A 26090-nucleotide genomic window follows, 5' to 3' on the forward strand; every position below is an offset into this window, starting at 1 on the left:
ACTGACCAAGATGTGCCGTATTGTGATGAACTACGGATTAGCCTATGTAATGAAATCAGAGTGTTAGCAGAGTTGTTGTGCCTGTAACGGGAATAGAACCCAACGTCTAACCCTTCAGCGGCACCAATAAAGCAGAACATGCCCAGCGCATTTTATGCTTAACTATCTGGAAACACTCAAAGATTTACTTCAGCCCTAGCATTGGGCTTGCCATGAGTGTTGACCATTCGAAAGTCAGACACCACTCAAGTCAAAACAACTGCCTTCATGTACTGCTGAAGCTGTTCGAGTTCATACCCACGTCCATAGCCCTGCCCCACGCTATCGTGCGACCATCCCCCAAGCTGATCCACCATCTCAGTCGGACAGCTAACGGCTCTCAGCCTGTCACGCATGGAGTGACGGAAGCTATGCATAGAACATCCTTCACCAACAAATGGCTTCAACCACTTATTCAGAGCGCTACTGGCTGAGTTCGCATTGGTTTGACCCTTCTTATTGTACCTCGGGAAAGCAGGTCCCTTTGCATCACCACAAGTCTCAACAATGCGCTGGGCAGCCCAGAGAGATGCACCAACGAGAGGCACAATACGCTTACTGCCCGATGTCTTCAGGCCACGGTAACTATTGGGTTCAATGATGATATGCGGAACAGGATGATCCAGCTTCAGATCAGACACCATTGCCCCTGCTGCTTCAGCTAAGCGTAGCCCAGTGTCACTCACCAAAGCCACCAACCAACGGGCTTCATCATCAAGCTCTTTGCACTTTGCTTGCACAACACGGATGTCCTGCACCGCAACAGGCTGACGTTCTGACACGCCAGCAGACCTATCATGGTACACACGAGTGAAAGGGTTCTTCAGGTCTAGTGCATGTTCAGAGTTCACAAAGTTGAACACAGCCACAACACTATTGAAGATACGAGTGATACTGGAGCCAGCTAAACCACGAGCAATCAGACTGTCACGGAAAGCCAGAGCATCACTACGAGTGTACTCATGCAGGTGCTTCAAGCCACAAGCATCAACAAGGTAGCCACAGGTACGATGTGCAGCAGTATGGAAGGTCTTGGGCTTACCAGCACCCTTAAGGGACAAGTACGTCTCAACGGCTTCCGTTAAGCACATGCTATGCATCACCTGAGATGCAGTACCACTCGGCACAAACGAAACGCTCTTCTGCTTTAGCAAATGCTTTCCGGGTAGCTCAGCATGGGCAAGCCTCATGTGAGACCAGTGTTCATCCAGTTTAGCTGCCAGCATCACAGCCCGTGTTCGAGCTATGGAGTACTGCTTTGTGTGAAGCGACTGAACGACTCGTGGATAGCTGTAATGATCAACTAAGTCGTTCGGTACACGTCTAGAGAAGTAGTAATACCCCTCACGGTTAAACGTATATGGGACACTTTTGGTCTGCATTCTGGTCAACACTCATGGCAAGCCCAATGCTAGGGCTGAAGTAAATCTTTGAGTGTTTCCAGATAGTTAAGCATAAAATGCGCTGGGCATGTTCTGCTTTATTGGTGCCGCTGAAGGGACTCGAACCCCCGACCCCATCATTACGAATGACGTGCTCTACCAGCTGAGCTACAGCGGCGCTGGGGCGGCTATTAGCACTGCTGTGCCGCCCCGAAAAGTGTTATTTTTGAACCTCGGCTGAGGAAATATCCTCAGCTTCGATTTCATCTTCCCCCACAGGCGACGGAGCGGCCCCCACGATGAGCGGTAGCATCTCAGTGCCAGCGGGCATTGCAAATTCGGCCTTGGCGGGTGCTTTCCACGAAAGGGTGTCGAACGATCCGCAGCTTTGGCAGACGGGTTCCCACTCGGCATGAATGCTCTGACATTTGTCGCAGATCCATTGCGGACCGCGTGGTGCCACGAGTGCTTTGGTCAGCCAACCGCGAACCACTTGATCCTCAGACCCAGACCCGCGTTCAATCGCCGCCATGAGCGTCAGGACGCGTGCGGTTGGTGCATCTTCGGGCAAGGAGCCCAACGCGCGACGGGCCGCTGGAAAATCCTCGGCTGCGATCTGCAACTCGGCCAAGAGCATTTGGGTTTCGGGATCGGTTGGGTTCACTTTTGTCAGCGCGTTAAAGCGTTTCAGGCGCTGGGCGGGTGTTTCGTTTGGCTCAATCTCGGCAAAAGCAGCGGCGAGATCAGGATGCGGTTTCGCGGTCCAAGCCTTTGTCAAAACACGCGCGGCGAGCTTTGGTTTGCCTTTGGCGATGTGCGCACGCGCGGCCATGACCGCTGCGGGGATTAGGTCGGGCGACTGTTTGTTGGCGGCAATTGCAGCCTCTTGAACATCGATCGACGAGTCTTCGCTGATCAGGTCTTTGGCCTCGGACAGGGCCAAGACCGCATCGCGACGACGGAGCACATCTTTGGGCAAGCCACCCGACTTCGCCTTAGCAGCCAAAGTCGCACGTGCGCCCGTCCAATCACCGCTATCGGCCTGAAGTTTCAGGAGAGTGTCCTGAGTGGCTTCGTGCTTGGGCTTCAGTTCAAAGGCTTTCTGCGCGAGCTTCAGCGCTGTTTCAGTATCGCCAGCGGCGAGTTTCTGCTGCATCAGCCCACGGATGCCGACAAATCGTGTACGGTCTTCTGTCAGGAGGAGCTTATATGCAGCTTCCGCCTTCTTCTGATCACCCGCGACCTCTGCGGCTTGGGCAATCAAGAGGGTCGTCAGTTCGGGCTTATCGAGTAGCTTTTCAGCCTTGGCGGCTTTGGCCAACGCAAGGTGTCCCTCGCCAGAGGCAACAGCCATCATCCCTTCGGTGAGAGCCTGATACCCTCGCTCTACGCGATTGCGGGTGAAGTAGCGCGATACAGCCGTTTCATCGCCGTTCAGGAACTTGAGAAACGCCACCAACATGCCAAACAGCTTGAACATGACCCAAGTGAGAACGACCATGCCGACGAGAGCGAAAGCGAGTTCAAGGGGGCCGAGCCGCATTTCCAAACCAGCAAAGGTGATCAGCACCTCACCCTGAATTTGGGACAATTCCATCGCACCGTAGGTCAGTGCAGTTACGCCCAACACGAAGGCAAGGATCTTAATTAGGGACCAAAGCATCATCGGGGCCTCACTGGTTCATCGTTACAACTAGGTCATCAAGCGCGGCAAAAGCGGCGAGCCGCGTCTCTGCCAGTTCGCGCCATGCAGCAGTTTGCACCGCTGCCTGTTCGGGTAGACCATCAAGTTCTGCAATTGCGTCCGCAACACGACCATCGCGGACGGCAGCTTCGGCACGGGAGAGGATAGCGTCCACGTCAGTGCCCTCACGCGGGGCCACGGAGCGCACGTTGAACAGGTTGCTCATGAACCCACCAACCGTGCCGCCCGTTTCACCTGCCACACCAGCACGACGAGCCGCGTCGAGTGCAGCACGGGCGGCGGCAGGGAAATCATCCTGCAATGTGACCAAGGTCGCGACGCCCTCTGCTGCAGGGGCAGCAAGCCCAGCTGGGATCGAGACACCATGCACCGATTCCAGATCAGGAAGCGCATCGGCAAAGGGTGTCCCTGCCTCTAACGCTGTTTGAACACGCGCAATTGCAACACGTTGCATCGCTGCTTTTTCGGCCTCCGCAGCTGCGGCCTCATCGGCGGCGGCGGCATCGCGGGCTTGTTGCAACTGATCCGCCGTAGCGGAGGCAATAGATTGGATCCGCGCCTCTTGCTCCGCCAATTCTGCACGCAGTGCGTCAGATTGGGCCTGCACAGATTGCGTAATCGACGCGACAGTGGCTTCACCGCCGAGCGGGAGCGACTCTACGGCAGCGATCCGCTTATCGATTGCATCCAATTTGGTTGCGATCTCAGCAATCGAGGCCGTCAAGTCACGCTGCACAGCATCCGTGCGAGCGCCAACCGTGCTGTCAATCAGCGCTTCTGGGTCAAACGCCTGCAGAGTCTCAATCGACTTCCGCAACTCAGCGATCTCTGCCGATTGGGCGTCGATTGCAGCGGGATCAACCTTGGGCAACGTATACCACGCCGCACCATAGCCGATGCCACCAGCGATCAAACCGCCAAGCACAACGCCAAAAAATCCACCCTTGCGGGGCTTTTCGGGCTGCGCGGCAACGGCTGGCGTTTCAGGTTTTTCTTCTTTGACGATGGCTTGATCGTCGCCTGACGGCTCTTCGGTTAGAGCTTCATTTTCTTCTGGCGCGTCGTCCTCGACGACTTCGGCATCTTCGATGTCATCGGTTTGTTCAGTCGCCTGCTCGTCGTCATCAAGTTTTTCACCACTCGTGGCTTCAACTTCTGGTTCGACTTTCGGCTTTTCTTCCTCTGACACTGACGAATCCTCGCAACCCATTAAAATTCAAGTCCAACCTATGCCCTGCCGCGTCGCGCCTCAAGCACGACCACGCCGCAAAAGGCTGTCCAGACGGCGACAGGTCGCCGCAAGCATGGCTTCGAAATTGGGGTTTTCAGCGATTGTAACAGTATCCGCGCCAAGATCGGCCACCTCAGCCGCAACGGCACTGCTCATGGCAATAACATGCACAAGGGCCTGTTGAACCGCTGGAATCAGCAATGCGCTACGCGGTGAAAATAACGGCAGAACGATTGGATCAGTCCCAGCGAGAGCCTGAAGCGCAGCCTCTGTGGGCGGAATATCGCGCTGATCGTAGGCTATCGCCTCTTTACACACGCGCCCCTGCGCAATGAGCCGTGCAGCGACCTGACCCCGCGAGTGGACCCCACGAATATGGCAGAGCGTTGCTGTGGGCTGGGACAGGATCAGTTCAACCAAGTCGTCCGCGTTGCCATCGGCCGAAATAGGCTCTAATCCGGCCTCAGACGCGAGTTTTGCTGTTCTTTGACCAACGCACCATGCCCGCGTTCCAGCTTTGACACCCAGCCGTTTCGCCTCTGCCACCCCATTCGCCGAAGTTAGGATAACCTCATCATAGGACGGCAGATCAACGGGTAGCGAAACCACCTCTATCACGGGGGAAATGACCGACTTCACAGGGCCAAACTCCGCCTCGACCGCAGCTAAAAACCGCTCAGAGTCGGCTTGGGGGCGAGTGAGAACAAGAGTGGTCATAGCGGCTCCGGCATTGTTCAGGCGCGTGCAGAGTGATACCTGCCATTAACACCTAACCAACAGGACCACATGACAAAAGCCCTGACTATACTTGGCATCGAAAGCAGCTGTGACGACACAGCCGCTGCCGTCGTGCGTCTGGACGATACCGCGACCGTCCTCGCGTCGGTCGTGAAGGGTCAAAACGACCTGCATGCGGACTTTGGCGGCGTGGTGCCTGAAATTGCGGCCCGCGCCCATGCGGAGCGCGTTGATATTTGCATCGAAGAGGCCTTGGCCGAAGCAGGTATGACCTTAGGCGACATCGACGGGATCGCTGTTACCTCTGGGCCTGGGCTGATCGGGGGCGTTCTCTCTGGCGTCATGTGCGCAAAAGGCATCGCAACTGCGACTGGTCTGCCGATTGTCAGTGTAAACCACCTTGCGGGCCACGCACTAACCCCGCGCCTGACGGATGCGGTGACATTTCCCTATTTGATGCTGCTGGTCTCGGGTGGGCATTGCCAGTTCCTGATTGCAGAAGGGCCTGAAACCTTCCGTCGGATCGGTGGAACAATCGACGATGCACCGGGGGAAGCGTTCGACAAAACGGCTCGTCTGTTGGGACTGCCACAACCGGGCGGTCCTCATGTGGAACGCGCGGCGCAGACTGGCGATGCAAAGGCGTTTACCCTTCCGCGCCCGCTATTAGATCGTGCTGGCTGCGATATGTCGTTCTCGGGGCTCAAGACCGCACTTCTGCGCGCACGAGATGCGGTAGTTACGGAAAAAGGTGGGTTAACGGAAAAAGACCGTTCCGATCTTGCTGCAGCGTTCCAACTGGCGGTTTCCGATATTTTGTTCGAGAAAACCCGTCGCGCGTTGACCGAGTATTTCGAGCTTCAGCCCAAAAAACGCGTTTTTGCGATTGCTGGCGGCGTCGCTGCGAATGGTCCGATCAGAGCGGCACTTATGGCGCTTTGCGCTGAATTAGAGACTGATTTTGTCGCGCCTCCATTGAACCTCTGCACCGATAACGCAGCCATGATCGCCTATGCAGGCGGTGTTCGACTGCTCGCAGGTCAGAGCGACGATATGACGTTTAAGGCCCGCCCAAGATGGCCACTAGACGACCGTGCCCCCGCCCTCTTAGGCTCTGGGAAAAAGGGAGCGAAAGCATGACCATCGCAGTGGCAGGCGCAGGCGCATTCGGCACAGCACTGGCGGTTTCCTTGGGCAAAAAAGCACCCGTCCACCTGTGGGCGCGCGACGCTGAGATGGTAGAAGCCATGCGGTCGACCCGCGCGACCCCCCGCCTGCCCAATGTGATCTTGCCAGAAAGTATCGACGTTTCCTCCGATTTAGAGACTGTTTTTGAGGCCGACACGATCTTGCTCGCTGTTCCTGCCCAGCAGATCGGGACGTTCCTGTCGGCCCACGCGGATCGCCTCGCTGGAAAAACCATCGTGTCCTGCGCCAAAGGGATCGATCTGACCACGCTCAAAGGCACTGCATCGTCGATCTCTGAACTGATCCCAACTGCGACCGCAGCAATCCTGACTGGACCGAGCTTTGCCGCGGACATTGCAAAAGGGTTGCCAACAGCGCTGACCTTGGCCTGCGCCGATGACGGCATCGGCACACAGCTTCAGGCCGACCTTTCGACCAAAACGTTGCGGCTCTATCGCACCACAGATGTGATCGGCGCCGAACTCGGCGGATCGCTGAAAAACGTGATGGCGATTGCCTGTGGCGCCTGCATCGGTGAAGGCATGGGGGACAGCGCCCGCGCGGCCCTCATGACGCGCGGCATGGCGGAAATGATGCGTCTTTCCATCGCGATGGGTGGCCAATCCGACACCCTGATGGGGCTGTCAGGCTTTGGGGATCTGGTTTTGACCTGCACATCGGAACAGTCCCGCAACTATCGCTACGGCCTCGCACTTGGCCGTATGGAAGGGTTCGATCCGACGGTCACCGTCGAAGGCGTCGCAACCACGCACGCTGTGGCAAAACTCGCTCGTGAAAAGGGCATAGAAATGCCAATCGTCACCATGTTGTCTGGATTGCTTGATGGGAAATCGAGCATCGCGGATGCTATTCAAGGGCTGTTGTCGCGCCCACTCAAGGAGGAATAAAATGCGTTTTGCAATCATCACCAAAGACAAAGACGGCGCGCTCCAAGTTCGTCTTAACAACCGCGAGGCACACCTTGCCTACATCAAGGAAACTGGCGTGGTCGAAATGGCTGGCCCGTTCTTGAACCAAGCGGGCGAGATGCACGGGTCGATGATCATCCTCGACGTGGCTGACTTTGCCGCGGCGCAGGCTTGGGCAGACAATGATCCGTACGCCAAAGCAGGACTGTTCGAAAAAGTCCGCATCGAAGAGTGGAAAAAGGTGATCGGCTAATGGCCTATTGGCTGTTCAAGTCTGAACCGGATGTTTTCGGCTGGGACCACCTCGTTGCCAAAGGGGACGCAGGTGAAGAATGGAACGGCGTTCGAAACTACCAAGCCCGCAATAACATGCGGGCCATGGCGGTTGGCGACAAAGGGTTCTTTTACCATTCGCGCCAAGGGTTAGAGATTGTCGGTATCCTAGAGGTCTGCGCCACATCACACCCTGACAGCACCACCGACGATCCCAAATGGGACTGCGTCGACGTGAAAGCGGTCACTCCATTTCCGCATCCAGTTACGCTCGACCAGATCAAGGCTACGGCGGAACTGGCGGACATGGTGCTGGTTAAGAACTCTCGTCTCTCTGTCCAACCCGTGACAGAGGAAGAATGGCAATTGATCTGCACGATGGGCGGCATTTAAACGGGATTGGGGTCCAGCCACACAAAGATGGCTAGACCCCTCTCTCACCCGCGCTCCCACACGCTGGAAAAGGTCTGCCGTTCTGGCTGGTTGTCTAACCCTACATGCAAAAAGGGCCTCTCCTCAAAGGAAAAGCCCTTCGCATTTTCGTCAATCCGTAAGGATTAACCGTAGACAGCTTCTTTGCCGAAGTGTTTTACCAGCATGTAGTAAACAACGGCGCGGTATTTGTTGCGCTCTGACTTGCCGTAGGTTTCGATCACAGCATTCAGACCTTCGCCCAGCTCAGGGCCGTCTTTCAGGCCGAGCTTTTTGATTAGGAAGTTCTTTTTTACGGTGTCCAGCTCGGACTCTTGCGAGGCCGCAACGGTGCTTGCGTCAGCGTCGTAAATCGACGGACCGCAGCCGATGGTAACCTTTTTCAGCAGGTCCATATCCGGTGTCATGCCACATTTGTTCTTAAGATCGTCGGCATATTTGGCGATCAATTCGTCCCGTTTACCCATTCTGGTGCCCCCTCGTTTGTTTTGCACGCGGGCCAAATTAATAAATACAGCCCTAGGATGAGCAAAGCCTATGCCCGCTGCCGTGTAACGGTAAAGCAAAATCCGCCCTTAAATCGCGATGCCTGCGAAAAATCGCATGTTTTGTGTTGCACTCTGACACCACCATAGCCGCAAACGAAAACCGCCGCCCCATTGGGACGGCGGTCGAATTCGCAAATCTACCGATGATTAGTAGCGGTAGTGCTCTGGCTTGAACGGGCCTTCGACGGTGACGCCGATGTAATCTGCCTGCTCTTTCGAGAGAGTCGTCAGCTTCACGCCAATACGGTCGAGGTGCAGACGTGCAACTTTCTCGTCGAGGTGTTTCGGCAGGATGTAGACGCCCGGCTGGTATTCGTCACCTTTGGTCCACAGCTCGATCTGAGCCAGAACTTGGTTGGTGAAGGATGCGGACATCACGAACGACGGGTGACCCGTTGCGTTGCCAAGGTTCAGCAGACGGCCTTCGGAAAGAAGGATGATCTTGTTGCCAGACGGCATCTCGATCATGTCGACCTGATCTTTAATGTTGGTCCACTTGTGGTTCCGTAGGCTAGCGACCTGAATTTCATTGTCGAAGTGGCCGATGTTGCCAACGATCGCCATGTTCTTCATCTCGCGCATGTGCTCGATGCGGATCACGTCTTTGTTGCCAGTGGTGGTGATGAAGATGTCAGCCGAGGACACCACATCTTCGAGCAGCACAACCTCAAAGCCATCCATCGCAGCTTGCAATGCGCAGATCGGGTCAGCTTCGGTCACTTTCACACGAGCGCCAGCGCCCGCGAGAGATGCAGCCGAACCTTTACCAACGTCGCCGTAGCCACAAACAACAGCCACTTTACCGGCCATCATCACGTCAGTTGCGCGGCGGATGCCGTCAACGAGCGATTCTTTACAGCCGTATTTGTTGTCGAACTTCGACTTGGTCACAGAATCGTTCACGTTGATCGCAGGGAACGGAAGCTGGCCTTTTTTGTGCAGGTCGTAGAGGCGGTGAACACCGGTGGTGGTCTCTTCCGATACGCCTTGGATCGCCTCTTTGGTCTTGGTGAACCAGCCTGGACTTGCCTTCATGCGCTTCTGGATCTGCGCTTTGATGACGGCTTCTTCTTCGGATTGCGGGACCGGAATGATGTCTTCGCCAGCTTCGGCGCGAGCGCCCAGAAGAACGTAGAGGGTCGCGTCGCCACCATCGTCGAGGATCATGTTCGCGCCTTCGGGGAACATGAAGGACTTGTCGAGATAATCCCAATGTTCTTCAAGGGTTTGACCCTTAACCGCAAAGACCGGAATGCCAGCCTCAGCGATCGCCGCAGCGGCGTGGTCTTGGGTCGAGAAGATGTTGCACGATGCCCAACGAACGTCTGCGCCCAACGCGACCAGCGTCTCGATCAGCACAGCGGTTTGGATAGTCATGTGGAGCGAGCCAACGATGCGCGCGCCCTTGAGCGGCTTCGATTCACCGAACTCAGCGCGGCAAGCCATCAGACCCGGCATTTCGGTTTCTGCAATGTTCAATTCTTTGCGGCCAAATGCTGCAAGCGAGATATCTTTAACGACGTAATCCATGGCTCTAGGCCCTTTCCAATCCAATTGTTGATGGGCAAATAGCACTGTAGACCTTTCGCGACAACTTCGACGGACTGGAAAATTCATGGCAGCGAAACAATCCCGCGCATGGCAGCGCATGTTGTCAGGTCGACGGCTCGATCTTTTGGACCCAACCCCAATGGATATTGAGGTCGAAGACATCGCCCACGGATTAGCTTTTGTTGCGCGCTGGAACGGCCAAACAATCGGCGACTACGCTTATTCCGTCGCTGAACATTCGCTTCTCGTCGAAGAGATTTTCAGCCGCGACAATCCAGGTATTGCGACCAAATGGAAGCTCGCAGCGTTGCTGCACGATGCGCCTGAATACGTGATCGGCGACATGATCAGCCCTGTTAAAGCGGCAGTTGGTCCGAACTACGGCGAACTCGACGAACGGCTGACTGCCGCCATTCACATTCGTTTTGGGCTACCTGCAAAATTGCCCACTGAGATTAAGAAGCGGATTAAGGAAGCAGACAAAGTCAGTGCGTGGTTGGAAGCGACCCAGATCGCGGGGTTTTCAACGAGCGAAGCCGACAAGCACTTTGGGAAACTCGACAAACAATTGGTCGCCAAATTAGGCATCCGTTTGCGGCCTCCCGTCGAAGTTCGCAAGGATTTCACCGCGCGTCACGCGGCCTTGCTTGCTGAAATGTAAATCCCTACTTCGGGCTGCGCTTTGCCAGAATACGTTGAAGCGTCCGACGGTGCATATTCAGACGACGCGCCGTTTCCGACACGTTGCGATCACACAGTTCGTAGACACGCTGGATATGCTCCCAGCGCACGCGGTCCGCACTCATCGGGTTTTCGGGCGGCGGCGGCAGTTCGTCGCCTTTTTGCAGCAAAGCGTTAACGATGTCGTTGGCGTCAGCTGGCTTGGACAGATAGTCCGTTGCGCCGATTTTCACTGCAGCCACGGCCGTCGCAATTGCACCGTATCCTGTCAGAACAACGATACGGCTATCAGGGCGGCGCTCGCGGAGCGTTTCAACAACGTCCAGACCGTTCCCATCTTCGAGCCGTAGATCGACGACCGCATAAGCGCTCGGTCGGGCGGTGGCGATTGCCTTACCAGCAACGACAGACCCCGCGGTTTCTACAGAAAACCCACGCTTCTCCATAGCCTTTGCGAGCCGTTTCAAAAACGGTTCGTCATCATCCACCAAGAGCAGCGTTCTGTCTTCGCCCAGATCAATGGGTTCATTATCCATTAGGTCCGCCTCATATGTCGCGCTCTCAACAGGTAGCGGGCAGAGCCCCCAAGGTCAATTCGCACCGACCATTTCGATCAAGCACTCCATCCTTTGCGCCACATTTTCAGGAGTGTCGTTGTGACCGAAAACGTCGATCACGCCATAGCCCGGGATGTTGAAATAGGACTGAACAGAGTGATCCACGAGGTAATACTCAGGATCACCATTCGCCTCTTTCTGGTAATAGGTCCGATAGGCTTTGGAGGCTGCATCGGTCTGTTCTGGCGTCCCGGTGAGGCCGATCATACGGTCGTGGAAGTTATAGGCAAATTCGCCCACGCGTTCTGGGGTGTCACGCTCTGGGTCGATGGAGATAAAGACTGGCGTGACAGAAATCCCTTTTTCATCAAGGATCTGAACCGCCCGAGAATTGCGCATGTTGTCGAGAGGGCAAACATCTGGACAGAAGGTGTAGCCGAAATACAAAACTGTCGGGCCTGTGATTACGTCAGCATCGGTGACTGTCACACCGTCTTTGTTCACCAGCTCAAACGGACCGCCGACAGAACTGCCAGCGACTGCAGTCGCACCACATTGGGCGAAATCCTGATCGGGCGCGTTCAATTTCACCACAGCAAGGGTGCCACCAATGAACAACGCCGCGACTGATACAGCAGCTAGAGCAATTTTCTTTTCCATCGAACTCTCCTTTGGTCGCGCATTGATTGCCGCTGCGGGTCCAAATAACAATAGTTCAGCATGACGCAGATTGGACGAAAATGATCCCTGACCGGCAAATCAAACATCACGATCGCGAGAGAAGCAGCTGGGTCCGCCTTCGGACCTTGGTCATTTTGCGGTGGATCGCCATTCTAGGTCAGATCATCGCGCTCGTTGTTTCGGTGCGCATTTTGGGCCTCGACCTCGAAGTTGGCCTTGCTGCGATGGCAATCGGTGCATCGATCATCGCCAACCTGTTTTCGACGTTCCTCTATCCAGAGACCAAGCGTCTGTCCGAACTCGAAGCGATGCTGATGCTTCTCTTCGATTTGCTGCAGTTGTGTCTGCTGTTGTATCTCACGGGCGGCTTAAACAACCCGTTTGCCCTGTTGGTTTTGGCGCCTGTTACCATCGCAGCAACTTTCTTGCGGCTCCGCGATACGGCGATCCTCGGGATCATCACGATCCTCATTCTGACCGCCCTCGCCGCGTGGCATATACCGCTGCGCTCAATGGCAGGTGACGTATTGCAAATGCCCGACCTCTTTCGGTTTGGATTCTGGGTCGCGCTTGTGATTGGCGTAGTTTTCCTTGGCGCTTATGCGCGTCTGATCACGTCTGAGATCCACGAAATGTCCGACGCGCTGCTGGCTACGCAAATGGCTCTCGCCCGTGAACAAAAGCTCACCGATTTGGGTGGTGTTGTCGCTGCTGCCGCGCATGAATTGGGAACGCCTCTCGCGACGATTAAGTTGGTCAGCGGTGAGTTATTGGATGAACTAGGCGATGATCCAGACCTCGCCGACGATGTGCGCCTGATCGGGGAACAAGCCAATCGCTGCACTGCGATCCTTCGGTCGATGGGCCGCGCAGGTAAAGACGACCTGCACATGCGCCGCGTTCCGTTGGGGGGTCTTTTGCGAGAGGCCGCTGAACCCCACCTGATGCGCGGCAAACGGTTGGTGTTCGTGATCTCTGACGAAACAGAAATGCCTGCACGCCAACCGATCATCGAACGTCGGCCAGAGATCGTGCATGGACTTCGCAACCTTGTTCAAAATGCAGTCGATTTTTCGTCGGATAAAGTCCTAATCGAGAGCACATGGACCGACAAATCCGTCAGTGTGCGCATTTCCGACGATGGACCAGGCTATCCGTCCGCCATTCTCGCTCGCATCGGTGATCCATTCATGCGGCGGCGAGAGGACACCAGTCGCCCAGGGTATGAAGGCATGGGTTTGGGCCTGTTTATCGCGAAAACGCTGCTGGAACGGTCAGGCGCGCGGCTCGATTTTGCGAACGGTGGGTCGCTCGGTGGAGCCTTGGTCGCCGTCACATGGAACCGCGACCAGATCGACCCGTCCAAGGGCGACCGCGCTGGCGGTTTGGGAGAAAACCTGCCCTTTGGCGATTAACGCGCAATTAACCCTGATCCGCAAAAGTTCCTTTGTTGCTAACAAGGGATTCGACCGATGTCGGGCATGTATCTTTTTGGGCTCTGCCTCATCTCTGTCGCGGCGGCCGGATTGATCGTTGCCGTTCTGGCGCAGTTCTTGGATCAAAAAAACCAAAGCGCACGCGCCATGATCCGCGAAGCCGAAGATGAGATCGTGTTTCTCTTTGACGAAACGCAGTTAATTGACGCAACACCGTCGGCTCGTGCCCTCTTGCGCCGAAGGGCAACAGAAAAAACGGATTGGGATCGCTTCCTCGGTTTCTTTGCGTCGAATTTTCCGCAACTCCGGACCACGATGTCGTCGATCCAATCAGGTGGGTCAAAGGTGCTGACATCCCCATCAGACCCAGATTTACGACTGGAGGTCGAACTATGTGACGCGATCATCCGCGTTACATTTCAAGAAGGGTTCCGACGCCGAACCGCCGTCGATATCGCGACACTCACTTCGATTGAGGACGAGCTTCATACCCTGCGGGGAATAGCAGAAAGCGCACCTCAGTTGATCTGGAAACAGGATGACACAGGGACAATCACTTGGGCCAACCGCAGCTACCTCGACATCGCCGCGCAGGTGGCCGGCTGTGCAGAGACAGATATCCCACCATGGCCACCTGCGGAATTGTTTTCTAACCTCGATGCCCAAGACGACCTTATTCCGACACGCCACAGCATTGATCTGGGCACTGGTCGGCCGCCAAAATGGTTTGAAGTCACCAAGGCACATCGCAACGCCGAAACAATCCACTTTGCCGTCGATGTTACAAAGGTGACGAAAGCCGAAGAAACCCAGCGAAGCTACGTGCAAACCTTGGTCAAAACCTTTGCCCAATTGTCCGTGGGTTTGGCCATTTTCAACAGCGACCGCGAATTGATCGTCTTCAACCCTGCCCTTCATGATCTGACAGAACTCCCTGCCGATTTCCTAGCTGCTCGGCCCAAACTGCACGCCTTTTTCGATAAGCTTCGGGACCAAAAGAACACCCATGTTGCAGCAGATAAGCGATCATGGCGCGATCAGATTGTCTCGCTCGAGAAGGAAGCCAAAGCAGGCCTGTATTCGGTGAATTGGGAACTGCCCAACGGCCAAGTGTACAGAATTGTCGGACGACCCCATCCTGACGGTGCATTGGCATTTCTCGTTGAAGACGTAACCTCTGAAATCTCGCTCACTCGACGATTTGAGGCGCAGATCGAAACGGGCCAGGCCGTAATAGATAGCCTCGACGACGCAATCGCTGTCTTTTCGGCGGCTGGAACTTTGGTCATGTCGAACCAAAGCTATCATCAGCTTTGGCACTACACAAAAACTGCGCCCTTTGTTGGGTCTACGCTACTTGATGAATCGCGAATTTGGCAGGATGCCACCGCCCCAACACCAATCTGGACGAGGTTGCGCGAAGATGGTGGCCCTAGCCGATCTTCTCAGGTCTGGAGCGATACCATTCGCCACAATGATGGTCGATTGCTTGAATGCAGCACCCGCCCTATGCCCAACGGTGCGACGCTCGTTCGGTTCCGTCATACGGGAGATAGCAAGTCTGGGCGCGAAGCCGTCATCGCACTTTGGGCGGCACAGGGTTGATTGCCTCTTGCGAGTGCACCACCAACCCTTAGTTTGGGGGTATGACATTTACCAAAGGCCCAGTTTTGCTACCGTCCGAAGAGGACACCGATGCGCTCGCACAGCGGATCGCACCGATTTTGCGAGCTGGCGATGTTTTACTCCTCGAAGGGGACATCGGCGCTGGCAAAACCGCTTTTTCACGTGCCCTTATCCGCGCCCGCCTTGGCTACGAAGAGGACGTACCGTCGCCAACCTTCACCTTGGTTCAAACCTACGAGGATGACGTCGATATCTGGCACTGTGACCTCTATCGACTTAGCCACCCCGATGAGGCGATCGAGCTTGGTCTGGACGAAGCATTCGAAACCGCGATTTGTCTGATCGAATGGCCGGATCGGTTGGCCGATCTTGCGCCAAAATCGGCTCTAACGTTGCGGTTTGTGGCCTCCGATCCGCACCATGTCACGTTTGTTGGCCCTGCTGATTGGCAAACACGTTTGGGCGCAATCGATGTCTGAGGTTTCTGCATTTCTCGACGGAACGATTTGGCAGGACTGGCACCAAACACCTGTCGCGGGCGATGCCTCTGCCCGTAGCTATCGACGTCTTACCAGTCCCGATGATGAAACCGTGATCCTGATGATCGCGCCGCCGGGAACTGGTGAAGACCTCGCGCCGTTTCTGCGCATCGCGACCCACCTCGCAGGCATTGGGCTATGTCCGCCAGAGATCCTGAAATGCGATGAAATGGCAGGCCTCGCGATCATTGACGATCTCGGCCCTCGTCACTATGCCGATTGGATTGCGGCGGGTGATGCCGATGAGCTGACCCTGTATCAAGCCGCTGCGGACTGTATCCAAAAAATCGGCGCGTCCCCTGCCCCAGCTGGGTTAAAAACCATGACCCCCGAGGTCGGCGCAGACATGGTTGGGCTTTATTCCGAATGGTTCGCGCCCAGCGCTGATGGATTGAAAATCGCCTTTGCAATGAAGGCCGCGTTAGAGCGTTTGGTCCCGCACCCTTACACCCTGTCGCTGCGGGACTTTCACGCTGAGAACCTGATTTGGCGTCCTGAAAAACAGGGAACCGATCGCGTCGGCCTCCTTGATTTTCAGGACGCATTTTTGGCGCACCCTTTATATGATCTCGTGTCGCTACTGCGCGATGCGCGGCGGGACGTGTCTGATCGCACGGTTGAAGCACTGACCAAAGACATCGATATGGCAGCATTTTCGACGATCGCTGTGCAGCGAAACCTCCGCATCCTCGGTATTTTCGCACGACTGGTGCAGCGTGATAAGAAGTTAAAATATCAGCCACTCATCCCGCGCGTGATCGGCCACCTGAGACGCGATTTAGCTCATCCAGACTTGCGCGACCTTTCCGAATTGATCCTTCCGGACCTGACCATATGACACCCAAATCCGCTTTGTTCTTTGCTGCTGGCCTTGGCACCCGAATGGCGCCGCTGACCAACGACAGGCCCAAGCCGATGGTGAATGTTGCGGGCAAGCCGCTCTTGTTTCATGCGCTCGATCTGGCGGAGGGGCTCACCTGCGTGGTGAACGTGCATTACAAGGCAGAACAAATCCGCGATTCAGTCCCAGCCGACGTTCACATCTCGGACGAAACCGATCTCTTGCGCGAAACGGGCGGCGGTTTGAAACATGCCTTGCCGTTGCTAGGCGATGGGCCTGTTTTCACGATGAACACCGATGCGGTTTGGCGCGGTGACAACCCCTTTGACACGCTGCGCCAACATTGGCGCGATGACATGGACGGTTTGCTTTTGCTCGTCAACAAAGACAACGCGCTCGGTCACACAGGTCAGGGTGATTTCCTGACTGATGAGGCAGGGCGGATTCGCCGTGGCGCTGGCGCGATCTATACGGGCTGCCAGATCATTCGGACTGCTGATCTGGATGAGGTCATGGAACAGTCGTTCTCTATGTGGAAACTCTGGAACCGAATGCTTGCTAGAGGAACGCTCTACGGCGTCGAATATAATGGTAAATGGTGTGACGTTGGTCGCCCCGAAAGCATCGCGGTGGCCGAAGGGATGTTGAGTGATGATGTTTGAACCAACCGATAAGCCTCGCATTTTTGGCCTGCCCCCCGGGGTGGATTTCGCGAACTCCCTGACCAAAGGCGTGATGGAGCGTCTGCGGGGGATGCCGCCCGAAGAGGTTGCCAAGGTTGAGATTTTCCTGAACACACGTCGCATGCAGCGTCGTATGCGCGAGGTGTTCGACAATGGTCCTGCGGGACTGTTGCCACGACTGCGGCTGGTCACTGATCTCGCCCGCGATCCTGTGGCAATAGACGTGCCGCCACCCGTTGCTAGCCTGCGTCGTCGGTTGGAGTTGGCACCGTTGGTCGGCGCTTTGTTGGACAGTCAGCCTGATTTGGCGCCTCGCTCGGTGCTCTATGCGCTCTCGGACAGCCTCGCCAAACTGATGGACGAAATGCACGGCGAAGGCGTTGATCCGCAGACAGTGCTAGACCTCGACGTGACTGATAGGTCGGGCCATTGGGCGCGTACCCAAGAGTTCATCGGCATCGTTCTAAGGTACTTCGATTTTGCCCAAGAACCACCCGACGTAGAAGCCCGCCAACGCATGGTGATCGAACGCCTCATTGCACGCTGGTCTGACAAGCCCCCGACGCACCCGATCATTATCGCGGGTTCGACAGGCTCGCGTGGCGCAACTGCGATGTTGATGGAGGCCGTATCACGCCTGCCCCAAGGCGCGGTGATCCTCCCCGGTGTGGATTACGATATGCCCCCCGCAATCTGGGACGCCATGACCGACCGGCGACGGTTTGAGGACCATCCCCAGTACCGCTTTAAACTGCTGATGGAGCGGCTAGACCTTTCGATTTCGGACATCCCCTGTTGGGACTCGACCGAAGTGTTTAGCGCAGCGCGTAATCGGGTGATTTCGCTATCGCTGCGCCCTGCCCCTGTGACCGATCAATGGCTGACTGACGGCAAAGAGTTGGGCGATCTGCCCAGCGCGATGGAAAACGTGACCTTGGTCGAGGCACCCTCCCCCAGATCAGAGGCCGAAACGATTGCCCTAAGGCTCCGCGCTGCGATGGACGAAGGGATCACAGCCGCACTGATCACACCCGACCGAATGCTCACCCGTCAGGTGGCTGCGGCATTGGATCGCTGGAACGTCGTTCCAGATGACTCTGCGGGTCAACCACTACACCTCTCTGCACCGGGGCGTTTGCTGCGTCAGGTCGCTGGTTTGCGGGTCGATCAGATCACGGGCGAAAGCCTCCTCGCGCTGTTGAAACATCCGCTGGTGTCATCGGGTGGGAACCGTGGTGATCACGTCCGTCTAACGAACGAACTAGAGCTCTCAATTCGGAAGAAAGGTCCAGCCTATCCAACCGGTGCCGACCTGCGCGGGTGGGCAGAAAAGGACGCTCAGAAAGACTGGGCCGAATGGATCGCAGGGTTGCTCGATCAAATCCATAGCGGGCCAAAGCCTGACGATGATCTGCCGCTACCCGACCACGTAGCGCAGCATCTCGCACTGACCGAAGCCTTTGCCACTGGCCCGATGGCTGGCGAAAGTGGTCTCTGGGACGAGGCTGCTGGTCGTTTGGCTAAGGCGGTGATGGCTGATCTTACACTGCACGCCGAACACGGTGGTGCGCTGTCGGCGCGTGACTATAGCGGGATCGTTGGGTCAATTTTGTCTGGCGCCGAAGTCCGCAATCCCGACATCAGCCACCCAAACATTCTGTTTTGGGGGACACTAGAAGCCCGTGTTCAAAGCGCCGACTTGGTGATTTTGGGCGGAATGAACGATGGTACATGGCCTGAAACGCCAACGCCTGATCCGTGGTTGAACAGGGATATGCGGCTGAAATCGGGTCTATTACTGCCTGAACGCCGCATTGGTCTGTCCGCGCACGACTATCAGCAAGCCATCGCAGCCAAGGAAGTCTGGATCACCCGTGCAGCGCGATCCGAGGAAGCCCAGACTGTGCCATCCCGCTGGGTGAACCGATTGACCAACCTGCTCGACGGTCTTACGGATCAGTCTGGACCCGAGGCGCTAAAGGCGATGCGAGAGCGCGGGTCGAAGTGGATCAAAACCGCCGAAGCCATCAGCGCGGCCGAGAAACCGCGCGGCACTCCTGCGCCCCGCCCATCGCCCTGCCCGCCTATCGAGGCTCGGCCCAAAGAACTGTCCGTCACGCAAATCCAAACGCTGATCCGCGATCCATATGCAATCTACGCGAAAAAGGTGCTTGGGCTTTATGCGCTGAACCCTCTGGTCCCGACGGCGGATGCCCCGTTGCGCGGTAACATCATCCACGACGTCCTGCAGAAGTTCATAAGCGAGGATCATGATCCCGCCACTCCTGCGGCGCGTGATCGTTTGATGCAACTCACCAAAGACGAACTAGAGGCGCAATGTCCTTGGCCCGCAACGCGGCGGCTCTGGTATGCGCGGATGGACAGCGCCGCGGATTGGTTCCTCTCGACCGAAGTTGACCGTCGGAAACGTGGTGCGCCAGCCAAGCTCGAAGCGTGGGGGGAAATCACCCTCCCTGACCTCGACTTCAAACTCAAAGGCAAGGCGGACCGTATTGATAAGACTGACGACGGTCGGGTCATCCTTTACGATTACAAGACGGGCACCCCGCCGAGCGAGAAACAGCAGCTCTACTTTGACAAGCAGCTTATCCTTGAGGCGGCCATGGTTGCGCTGGGCGCGTTCAATGACATTGGCCGCAAAGAGGCCTTGGATGCGGAATTCATCCCAATCAAAGCGGGCGCAAAATCGGTGCGTGCGCCCATTCTGACGGATGCCTCCCCGAAGAAGCGCAAAGATGCGATAGAGGATCTGTCCGTCGATGATGAATGGATGAAGTTCCAACTCCTGATCAAAGCCTGGACCGATCCGGCGCGGGGCTACACGGCGATGATGGCCGCCGAAACCTCGGCCTATGGCAGCGATTACGATCACCTCGCGCGATATGGTGAATGGAACCTGAGCCAAGCCCCCAAAGCGGAGGTTCTGAAATGAAGGATGACGCAACACTCCGCCAAATTGCCGCCGCCAATCCACGGGCATCGACTTGGGTTTCGGCAAACGCTGGGTCGGGCAAAACACGGGTTCTGACGGACCGCGTGGCGCGGCTGCTCCTCGACAAGGTCGATCCCTCGCATATTCTGTGTCTGACCTACACCAAGGCCGCTGCGGCTGAGATGCAGAACCGTCTGTTCAAGCGCCTCGGCGAATGGGCAATGATGCCCGACGACAAGCTGCGGCAGGACTTACTCGATATGGGTGTCGAAGGCGGCCTAACGACCGAAGAGCTCGCCGATGCTCGTCGTCTGTTTGCGACCGCGATCGAAGTTCCGGGTGGGCTCCGTATCCAGACAATTCACTCGTTTTGTTCGTCGATCCTGCGCCGCTTCCCGCTAGAGGCTTCCGTCTCTCCGCAGTTTGCTGAGATGGAAGATCGCGCGGCAGAGCTATTGCGCGCCGAGGTCCTCGATCAAATCGCAGAAGGCCCAGACGCCCATGTTATCGACGCCGTGGCCAAGCACGTATCCGACGATCAGCTGATGGCACTGGCCAAGGATGTGCTGCGGTTCAAGGACGACTTTCAACGTGATGTGACCCGTGATGATCTGGCGGTTGGGTTTGGCTTGCCTGCAGGCGCACAGCCATCTGACGCGATCTCAATCGCACTGATCGGAGGCGAAGATGCGCTTGCGGAAGAGATCGTTCAATGCGCGGCTTCAACGACCGATACCTACAAGAAATTCGCAGCGACGCTGAAGTCGCTCGATTACAAAAATCCTGATTTTGCCCTGCTTTCGACCCTGTTTTCTGAATTCCTATACACGGGAAAGAATACCTCAAAGTCGGTCAACTACCCACAATCAAATCACACAAAAGCGGTCGACGCTTTCGCCCCCGTGATCGACGATCTTCATGCGTGGATGGATCGAACGGCCGCTGCCTTCCAACACCTCAAGGCCTGTGCTGCGCTCGACCGCACCATGCTCCTCTACGATTTTGCGAAGGTATTCATTCCTGCCTATGAGAACCGCAAGGTTCAGCGTGGCTTGCTCGATTTCGACGATCTCATCCTGAAAACGCGTGACCTTTTGAAACGCTCGGAAGTGGCGGAATGGGTGTTGTTCAAACTGGACGGCGGGATTGACCACATTCTGGTGGACGAGGCCCAAGACACCAGCCCAGCGCAATGGGATGTGGTTAAGGCACTAGCGGGTGAATTTGCCGCTGGCGAAGGCGCGCGCGCCGATCAACAACGCACCATTTTCGTGGTTGGTGATAAAAAGCAGTCGATCTATTCGTTCCAAGGCGCGGACCCCGAGAAATTCGACGATATGCGCCTGTATTTTGATGCGGCACTCGAAAATACAGAAACGCCGCTGATCACGACAGAGCTTCAGTTTTCGTTCCGTTCCTCTCACGCGATCCTATCGTTCGTGGACCATGCATTCACTGGCGATTTGGCCGAAGGTCTTAGCGATGAGGTGATCCACAGCGCCTTTAAGTCCGAGATGCCGGGGCGCGTCGATCTCTGGCCGTTTATCGAGAAAACCGAGAAGCCTGAAAAGAACGATTGGCACGATCCGCATGACCTCGTCAGTGATGAAGAGGCCGATGTTCAGCTGTCTCAACGCATCGCACAGAATATTAAGGTGATGCTGGATACAGAGACTATTCCGGCGGAAAATGGAAAAACGGGCACCTATCATCGGCGCCCAGTGCGGCCTGGCGACATCCTGATCCTTGTCCAGCGGCGCAAGACTTTGTTCAACGAAATCATCCGTGCGTGTAAGGATCTGAACCTGCCAATTGCCGGCGCTGACCGATTGATCCTGAACGATCAGTTGGCGGTTAAGGATATCCTCGCGCTCCTGCGCTTTATCGCCTTGGCAGAGGACGATCTGTCCCTCGCCGCTGCCCTTAAATCGCCGCTGTTTGGGTGGTCTGAACAGGACCTCTTTACCCTCGCCTATGGTCGTAGCCGCGACCTATGGGCAGCGTTGCGCGACCAAACCGAACAGCACGGAAAAACGCTCGCCGTCCTGCATGATTTACGGAACCGCGCTGACTTTTTGCGGCCCTATGATCTGATCGAACGCATTCTAACCCGCCACGGCGGGCGCAAAGCGCTCGTTCGGCAATTAGGGGCCGAGGCTGAGGACGCCATCGACGCGCTCTTGTCTCAGGCGCTATCTTACGAACAAGGCACGGTGCCGAGCCTCACAGGGTTCCTGCATTGGATGGAAGCCGAAGACGTCACCTTGAAACGGCAAATGGACGGCGACAGCGACGAAATCCGCGTGATGACCGTTCACGGGTCCAAAGGCCTCGAAGCCCCGATTGTGATCCTGCCTGAAACGCAGACGCGAGACGTCAAAGCGCGTGGCAGTATTCTGAAATCTGAGGTTGGACCCATTTGGAGGCCGCTGAGCGAGGAAACGCCAGAGGCGATCGCTCCCCTGATCGACGACGCAAAAGCTGCCGAAATCCGTGAACGTCGACGGCTTCTCTATGTGGCGCTAACGCGGGCAGAAAAGTGGCTCATTCTTTGTGGCGCTGGTGATGTCAAAGACAACACAGAGGCATGGTATGACATCGTTGGTTCAGCGATGGAGCATATGGGCGCTGAGACGGTGCCATTCGGTGGAATGGATATTCTCCGCTATTCTGTTCACGATTGGAGCGGTTTGGAACTTAATTCTAAACCCGAGGAACCTAAAGCAACCATCACTATTCCTAATTTACCAGTCGTCGACGCACCCCCACAACGCGCCTCAACGATTTCTCCGTCTGATTTGGGCGGGGCGAAAGCGCTCGCAGGGGAAATCATAGACGGGGATAAAGAAGTGGCGCTTGCCCGCGGTCGCATGGTTCACATGCTGCTCGAACATCTGCCGAGCCACCCCGAATCTGAACGCCCTCGGATCGGTCAGGCGCTTATGTCAGGCGATGAGGACATTGGTTTAGTCGAGGATCGCGATAAACTTCTCAATGATGTGATTGCAATGTTGGGCAATCCCGATTTGGCCACCGTTTTTGCGTCCGATACGTTGGCTGAGGTTGAAATCACTGCTGACCTAGCTGAACTTGGCGGGCGGATTCATGGCGCAATCGACAGGCTGATCATTTCCAAAGAACGCGTAACCTGCGTGGATTTCAAAACAAATCGCATCGTGCCCGAACAGCCCGAGCAAACCCCCGAAGGTGTCCTGCGCCAAATGGGGGCCTATCACGCGGCTCTATCGCAGATTTATCCTGATCGTCAGATAGACTGCTCGATCCTATGGACGGCGACAGGAAAACTGATGAATTTGCCATCTGAAATTGTCATGGCGGCGTTGCGTCGCGCCGCTACGCCTTGACCATCTGTTGGGGTCTGCATACCTTCTGCCCCGACATCCTGTAGGAGAGACAAATGGCCACCGTAGCTGTCACCGATGCAACTTTTGACGCCGAAGTGCGTCAGTCCGATATTCCCGTCGTCGTAGACTTCTGGGCTGAATGGTGTGGCCCGTGCCGCATGATCGGCCCCGCTCTCGAAGAGCTGTCTGCTGAAATGGACGGTAAAGTTAAGATCGTCAAAGTGAACGTAGACGAAAACCCGAATTCCCCTGCTCAGCTGGGTGTGCGCGGTATTCCGGCTCTGTTCGTTTTCAAAGGCGGCGAAGTTGTCGCCAACAAAGCAGGCGCTGCACCGAAAGCAGCATTGCAGGCTTGGATCGAAGACTCGATCTAATCGGGCCACCCTATCCTTTCGAAAGGGCGCCCTAACCGGCGCCCTTTTGCGTTGCTCTTGTTCCGATGCGCCCTGCCCGCCATATAGGAACAAACGACAGGAGGCCCGATATGGCAGAGAGCGAATTCCCCGGATGGCACGGCACGACGATTATCGGTGTGCGCAAAGGCGGCGAGGTTGTCGTTGCGGGCGATGGTCAGGTCAGCCTCGGTCAAACCGTGATCAAAGGCACCGCGCGTAAAGTGCGCCGTTTGTCCCCCGGGGGTCAGGACGTTGTCTGTGGCTTTGCTGGATCAACAGCGGACGCGTTTACCCTGCTGGAACGGCTTGAGAAAAAACTAGAGGCGGCACCCGGTCAATTGATGCGCGCCAGCGTGGACCTCGCCAAAGATTGGCGGACGGACAAATACCTCCAGAAACTCGAAGCGATGCTGATTGTCACGGACGGTAAGGATTTGTTCGTGATCACGGGAGCAGGTGACGTTCTGGAACCAGAGCACAACGTTGCTGCGATTGGCTCTGGCGGGAACTTTGCCCTCGCTGCAGCACGCGCGATGATGGACACTGATAAGGATGCAGAGACTGTTGCACGAGATGCGATGGCGATTGCAGCAGACATTTGTGTTTATACCAACGGCAAACTGACCGTCGAAAAAATCAAAGCCTAATCAGCGTTTATGAGATTTCATATAGGCCCGCAGGACAGCGTTCATGCGGGTCTGATACCCTTTTCCCCCTGATTTAAAAAACTCCAACACGTCCCGATCGACACGCAGGGAAATGGCCTGTTTGGGTTCGGGAAGGTCGAGGGGGCTATCTTCCCAACTGGATACCTGCGGTGCGTTCTCTTCGGTTGCACGCGGACGCACTGGCGAGGTGACGCGCCGAACCATGATCTTTTTCTTCGGTAGGTTCTCGGTCATCTTTCGTCCTCCGATCACAGGTTATCACGTATATATACAAATCCAACACGACAGTGCGGGTTGGTTTTTGCCGCTCAGATGCCTAGATCGGAAGTGTTGAAAAGAGGACAGCATGACAGACCTTACCCCGCGCGAGATCGTATCCGAGCTTGATCGTTTTATTATCGGCCAGAATGAGGCCAAACGCGCCGTTGCCGTTGCGCTTCGCAACCGTTGGCGCCGCAAACAATTGGGCGATGATCTGCGCGATGAGGTCTACCCAAAGAACATCCTGATGATTGGACCGACTGGTGTTGGCAAAACGGAGATTAGCCGCCGTCTGGCAAAACTCGCCCGCGCCCCGTTCATTAAGGTCGAAGCCACAAAATTCACCGAAGTCGGTTATGTAGGCCGCGATGTGGAACAGATCATCCGCGATCTGGTTGATGTTGCGATCCTGCAAACCCGTGAATTCATGCGCGAGGACGTTCGGGCAAACGCGCAGCGCGCCGCCGAAGAGCGCGTGATCGACGCGATTGCAGGGACCGAGGCTCGCGATGGCACTCGCGAGGCGTTCCGCCGCAAGCTCCGCTCGGGCGAGTTGGATCAAACCGTTATTGAGTTGGAAATTCAGGACACATCAAACCCGATGGGTGGTTTTGAAATCCCTGGTCAGCCGCAGATGGGCGGAATGATGAACCTCGGTGATCTGTTCGGTAAGGCATTCCAACGATCGGTGAAGAAAAAGCTCACCGTGGCTGAGAGCTATGATGTTCTGGTTTCGGAAGAAGCGGACAAACTTCTCGACGACGAACTGGTTAAGAAGACCGCGATTGAAGCCGTTGAGCAAAGCGGCATCGTGTTCTTGGACGAAATCGATAAGGTGTGCGCCCGTGCAGACGCGCGTGGTGCTGATGTGAGCCGCGAAGGCGTGCAGCGCGACCTGCTTCCATTGATCGAAGGCACGACAGTGTCGACCAAGAACGGTCCCGTTAAGACCGACCACATCCTGTTCATCGCGTCGGGTGCGTTCCACGTCGCGAAACCGTCGGACCTACTGCCGGAATTGCAAGGCCGTTTGCCGATCCGCGTCGAATTGAATGACCTGACCGAAGGCGACTTCGTTCGTATTTTAACCGAAACGGACAATGCGCTGACGCTGCAGTACTCTGCTCTGATGGGCACCGAGGACGTCACTGTCGAATTCACCGAGGATGGGATCGCAGCGATCGCAAATATCGCAGCGACGGTCAACAAATCGGTTGAAAACATCGGTGCGCGGCGCCTCTACACCATCATTGAACGGGTATTCGAAGAACTGTCCTTCAACGCCCCAGATCGGTCGGGTGAATCCGTGAAAATCGATGCGGCCTATGTCGAAGCGAACGTCGGTGAGTTGTCACGCTCCACCGATATGAGCCGGTACGTGCTGTAAC

General features: G+C 56.1%; 24 protein-coding genes, 1 tRNA gene and 1 pseudogene. 15 read left to right on the forward strand and 11 right to left on the reverse strand.

Annotated elements, in window-relative coordinates; genetic code table 11:
* Positions 1–245: 245 nt before the first annotated feature.
* From QWY83_RS00005 to QWY83_RS00025, 6 genes and pseudogenes are all read right to left on the reverse strand, one after another.
* Positions 246–1130: a site-specific integrase gene (locus QWY83_RS00005; RefSeq protein WP_249946567.1), complete on the reverse strand. Its 885-nt coding sequence runs from the start codon at positions 1128–1130 to the stop codon at positions 246–248.
* Positions 1131–1235: 105 nt separating this feature from the next.
* Positions 1236–1421, reverse strand: a pseudogene (locus QWY83_RS14215) (DUF6538 domain-containing protein); the annotation flags it as partial.
* 102 nt (positions 1422–1523) lie between these two features.
* A tRNA-Thr gene (locus QWY83_RS00010) sits at positions 1524–1599 on the reverse strand.
* 42 nt (positions 1600–1641) lie between these two features.
* Entirely contained in the window at positions 1642–3084 is a 1443-nt protein-coding gene (locus QWY83_RS00015; protein ID WP_249946826.1) for a heme biosynthesis protein HemY, read from the reverse strand.
* Between the two features lie 10 nt (positions 3085–3094).
* Positions 3095–4315, reverse strand: coding sequence for a COG4223 family protein (locus QWY83_RS00020; protein WP_249946568.1), 1221 nt, complete (start codon positions 4313–4315; stop codon positions 3095–3097).
* Between the two features lie 60 nt (positions 4316–4375).
* Positions 4376–5074, reverse strand: a complete 699-nt coding sequence (locus tag QWY83_RS00025) for a uroporphyrinogen-III synthase (RefSeq protein WP_249946569.1) — start codon at positions 5072–5074, stop codon at positions 4376–4378.
* A gap of 69 nt (positions 5075–5143) precedes the next feature.
* On the opposite strand from QWY83_RS00025, the gene tsaD reads away from it, so the two are divergent.
* The 4 genes from tsaD to QWY83_RS00045 are packed head-to-tail and all read left to right on the forward strand — an operon-like array spanning position 5144 to position 7878.
* On the forward strand, positions 5144–6235 hold the full coding sequence (tsaD, locus tag QWY83_RS00030; RefSeq protein WP_249946570.1) for a tRNA (adenosine(37)-N6)-threonylcarbamoyltransferase complex transferase subunit TsaD: 1092 nt from the start codon (positions 5144–5146) through the stop codon (positions 6233–6235).
* A complete protein-coding gene (locus QWY83_RS00035; RefSeq protein WP_249946571.1) occupies positions 6232–7191 on the forward strand; it encodes an NAD(P)H-dependent glycerol-3-phosphate dehydrogenase in 960 nt (319 codons plus the stop codon). The genes tsaD and QWY83_RS00035 overlap by 4 nt, the downstream gene beginning before the upstream one ends.
* 1 nt (position 7192) lies before the next feature.
* Positions 7193–7465, forward strand: a complete 273-nt coding sequence (locus QWY83_RS00040) for a YciI family protein (protein ID WP_105236211.1) — start codon at positions 7193–7195, stop codon at positions 7463–7465.
* On the forward strand, positions 7465–7878 hold the full coding sequence (locus tag QWY83_RS00045; protein ID WP_249946572.1) for an EVE domain-containing protein: 414 nt from the start codon (positions 7465–7467) through the stop codon (positions 7876–7878). Before QWY83_RS00040 ends, QWY83_RS00045 begins: the two co-directional genes overlap by 1 nt.
* Before the next feature lie 164 nt (positions 7879–8042).
* Here QWY83_RS00045 and QWY83_RS00050 read toward each other — a convergent pair whose 3' ends face one another.
* Both QWY83_RS00050 and ahcY read right to left on the reverse strand, forming a co-directional pair.
* Positions 8043–8384 carry a DUF2853 family protein gene (locus QWY83_RS00050; RefSeq protein ID WP_105236209.1) on the reverse strand — a complete coding sequence of 114 codons (342 nt, stop codon included), beginning with the start codon at positions 8382–8384 and terminating at the stop codon, positions 8043–8045.
* 228 nt (positions 8385–8612) lie between these two features.
* Positions 8613–9995, reverse strand: a complete 1383-nt coding sequence (gene ahcY / locus QWY83_RS00055; protein WP_067552336.1) for an adenosylhomocysteinase — start codon at positions 9993–9995, stop codon at positions 8613–8615.
* An 85-nt stretch (positions 9996–10080) separates the two neighbouring features.
* On the opposite strand from ahcY, the gene QWY83_RS00060 reads away from it, so the two are divergent.
* Positions 10081–10677: an HD domain-containing protein gene (locus tag QWY83_RS00060; protein ID WP_249946573.1), complete on the forward strand. Its 597-nt coding sequence runs from the start codon at positions 10081–10083 to the stop codon at positions 10675–10677.
* A gap of 4 nt (positions 10678–10681) precedes the next feature.
* Here the strand turns inward: QWY83_RS00060 and QWY83_RS00065 are convergent, their stop codons facing one another.
* Positions 10682–11233, reverse strand: a complete 552-nt coding sequence (locus QWY83_RS00065; RefSeq protein ID WP_067552343.1) for an ActR/PrrA/RegA family redox response regulator transcription factor — start codon at positions 11231–11233, stop codon at positions 10682–10684.
* 54 nt (positions 11234–11287) lie between these two features.
* On the reverse strand, positions 11288–11914 hold the full coding sequence (locus tag QWY83_RS00070; protein WP_249946574.1) for an SCO family protein: 627 nt from the start codon (positions 11912–11914) through the stop codon (positions 11288–11290).
* 80 nt (positions 11915–11994) lie between these two features.
* Between QWY83_RS00070 and regB the strand changes: the two genes are divergently transcribed.
* The 9 genes from regB (at position 11995) to hslV (ending at position 24420) form a co-directional block, all read left to right on the forward strand.
* A complete protein-coding gene (gene regB / locus QWY83_RS00075) occupies positions 11995–13350 on the forward strand; it encodes a sensor histidine kinase RegB (protein ID WP_249946575.1) in 1356 nt (451 codons plus the stop codon).
* 66 nt (positions 13351–13416) lie between these two features.
* Positions 13417–14976, forward strand: a complete 1560-nt coding sequence (locus QWY83_RS00080; protein ID WP_249946576.1) for a PAS-domain containing protein — start codon at positions 13417–13419, stop codon at positions 14974–14976.
* Positions 14977–15017: 41 nt separating this feature from the next.
* Positions 15018–15476 (forward strand): tRNA (adenosine(37)-N6)-threonylcarbamoyltransferase complex ATPase subunit type 1 TsaE, encoded by a 459-nt coding sequence (gene tsaE, locus QWY83_RS00085; protein ID WP_249946577.1) that lies wholly within the window; start codon positions 15018–15020, stop codon positions 15474–15476.
* A complete protein-coding gene (locus tag QWY83_RS00090) occupies positions 15418–16374 on the forward strand; it encodes an aminoglycoside phosphotransferase family protein (RefSeq protein ID WP_249946578.1) in 957 nt (318 codons plus the stop codon). The genes tsaE and QWY83_RS00090 overlap by 59 nt, the downstream gene beginning before the upstream one ends.
* On the forward strand, positions 16371–17039 hold the full coding sequence (locus QWY83_RS00095) for a nucleotidyltransferase family protein (protein ID WP_249946579.1): 669 nt from the start codon (positions 16371–16373) through the stop codon (positions 17037–17039). Before QWY83_RS00090 ends, QWY83_RS00095 begins: the two co-directional genes overlap by 4 nt.
* On the forward strand, positions 17029–20013 hold the full coding sequence (gene addB, locus QWY83_RS00100; RefSeq protein WP_353958929.1) for a double-strand break repair protein AddB: 2985 nt from the start codon (positions 17029–17031) through the stop codon (positions 20011–20013). Before QWY83_RS00095 ends, addB begins: the two co-directional genes overlap by 11 nt.
* The gene (addA, locus tag QWY83_RS00105) at positions 20010–23378 is read left to right on the forward strand and encodes a double-strand break repair helicase AddA (protein ID WP_249946580.1); all 3369 of its coding nucleotides are present in this window, start codon (positions 20010–20012) and stop codon (positions 23376–23378) included. Before addB ends, addA begins: the two co-directional genes overlap by 4 nt.
* A 53-nt stretch (positions 23379–23431) precedes the next feature.
* Complete coding sequence (gene trxA, locus QWY83_RS00110; protein WP_067552369.1) at positions 23432–23752, forward strand: thioredoxin; 321 nt, start codon at positions 23432–23434, stop codon at positions 23750–23752.
* Positions 23753–23862: 110 nt separating this feature from the next.
* Complete coding sequence (gene hslV, locus QWY83_RS00115) at positions 23863–24420, forward strand: ATP-dependent protease subunit HslV (protein WP_249946581.1); 558 nt, start codon at positions 23863–23865, stop codon at positions 24418–24420.
* On the opposite strand, the gene QWY83_RS00120 is transcribed toward hslV, so the two are convergent.
* The gene (locus tag QWY83_RS00120; RefSeq protein WP_105236199.1) at positions 24421–24675 is read right to left on the reverse strand and encodes a BrnA antitoxin family protein; all 255 of its coding nucleotides are present in this window, start codon (positions 24673–24675) and stop codon (positions 24421–24423) included.
* Positions 24676–24787: 112 nt separating this feature from the next.
* On the opposite strand from QWY83_RS00120, the gene hslU reads away from it, so the two are divergent.
* On the forward strand, positions 24788–26089 hold the full coding sequence (gene hslU, locus QWY83_RS00125; protein ID WP_249946582.1) for an ATP-dependent protease ATPase subunit HslU: 1302 nt from the start codon (positions 24788–24790) through the stop codon (positions 26087–26089).
* The last annotated feature ends 1 nt before the right edge of the window (position 26090 follow it).

Source organism: Marivivens donghaensis, from assembly GCF_030410045.1.
In the GTDB taxonomy this organism is placed as follows: domain Bacteria; phylum Pseudomonadota; class Alphaproteobacteria; order Rhodobacterales; family Rhodobacteraceae; genus Marivivens; species Marivivens donghaensis.

Bases quoted from the DNA above. Each gene is read 5' to 3' on its own strand.
- QWY83_RS00005 (WP_249946567.1), bottom strand. From the start codon at position 1,130: ATGTGCTTAACGGAAGCCGTTGAGACGTACTTGTCCCTTAAGGGTGCT.
- QWY83_RS00015 (WP_249946826.1), bottom strand. From the start codon at position 3,084: ATGCTTTGGTCCCTAATTAAGATCCTTGCCTTCGTGTTGGGCGTAACT.
- QWY83_RS00025 (WP_249946569.1), bottom strand. From the start codon at position 5,074: ATGACCACTCTTGTTCTCACTCGCCCCCAAGCCGACTCTGAGCGGTTT.
- tsaD (WP_249946570.1), top strand. From the start codon at position 5,144: ATGACAAAAGCCCTGACTATACTTGGCATCGAAAGCAGCTGTGACGAC.
- QWY83_RS00035 (WP_249946571.1), top strand. From the start codon at position 6,232: ATGACCATCGCAGTGGCAGGCGCAGGCGCATTCGGCACAGCACTGGCG.
- QWY83_RS00040 (WP_105236211.1), top strand. From the start codon at position 7,193: ATGCGTTTTGCAATCATCACCAAAGACAAAGACGGCGCGCTCCAAGTT.
- QWY83_RS00045 (WP_249946572.1), top strand. From the start codon at position 7,465: ATGGCCTATTGGCTGTTCAAGTCTGAACCGGATGTTTTCGGCTGGGAC.
- QWY83_RS00050 (WP_105236209.1), bottom strand. From the start codon at position 8,384: ATGGGTAAACGGGACGAATTGATCGCCAAATATGCCGACGATCTTAAG.
- ahcY (WP_067552336.1), bottom strand. From the start codon at position 9,995: ATGGATTACGTCGTTAAAGATATCTCGCTTGCAGCATTTGGCCGCAAA.
- QWY83_RS00060 (WP_249946573.1), top strand. From the start codon at position 10,081: ATGGCAGCGAAACAATCCCGCGCATGGCAGCGCATGTTGTCAGGTCGA.
- QWY83_RS00065 (WP_067552343.1), bottom strand. From the start codon at position 11,233: ATGGATAATGAACCCATTGATCTGGGCGAAGACAGAACGCTGCTCTTG.
- QWY83_RS00070 (WP_249946574.1), bottom strand. From the start codon at position 11,914: ATGGAAAAGAAAATTGCTCTAGCTGCTGTATCAGTCGCGGCGTTGTTC.
- regB (WP_249946575.1), top strand. From the start codon at position 11,995: ATGATCCCTGACCGGCAAATCAAACATCACGATCGCGAGAGAAGCAGC.
- QWY83_RS00080 (WP_249946576.1), top strand. From the start codon at position 13,417: ATGTATCTTTTTGGGCTCTGCCTCATCTCTGTCGCGGCGGCCGGATTG.
- tsaE (WP_249946577.1), top strand. From the start codon at position 15,018: ATGACATTTACCAAAGGCCCAGTTTTGCTACCGTCCGAAGAGGACACC.
- QWY83_RS00090 (WP_249946578.1), top strand. From the start codon at position 15,418: ATGTCACGTTTGTTGGCCCTGCTGATTGGCAAACACGTTTGGGCGCAA.
- QWY83_RS00095 (WP_249946579.1), top strand. From the start codon at position 16,371: ATGACACCCAAATCCGCTTTGTTCTTTGCTGCTGGCCTTGGCACCCGA.
- addB (WP_353958929.1), top strand. From the start codon at position 17,029: ATGATGTTTGAACCAACCGATAAGCCTCGCATTTTTGGCCTGCCCCCC.
- addA (WP_249946580.1), top strand. From the start codon at position 20,010: ATGAAGGATGACGCAACACTCCGCCAAATTGCCGCCGCCAATCCACGG.
- trxA (WP_067552369.1), top strand. From the start codon at position 23,432: ATGGCCACCGTAGCTGTCACCGATGCAACTTTTGACGCCGAAGTGCGT.
- hslV (WP_249946581.1), top strand. From the start codon at position 23,863: ATGGCAGAGAGCGAATTCCCCGGATGGCACGGCACGACGATTATCGGT.
- QWY83_RS00120 (WP_105236199.1), bottom strand. From the start codon at position 24,675: ATGACCGAGAACCTACCGAAGAAAAAGATCATGGTTCGGCGCGTCACC.
- hslU (WP_249946582.1), top strand. From the start codon at position 24,788: ATGACAGACCTTACCCCGCGCGAGATCGTATCCGAGCTTGATCGTTTT.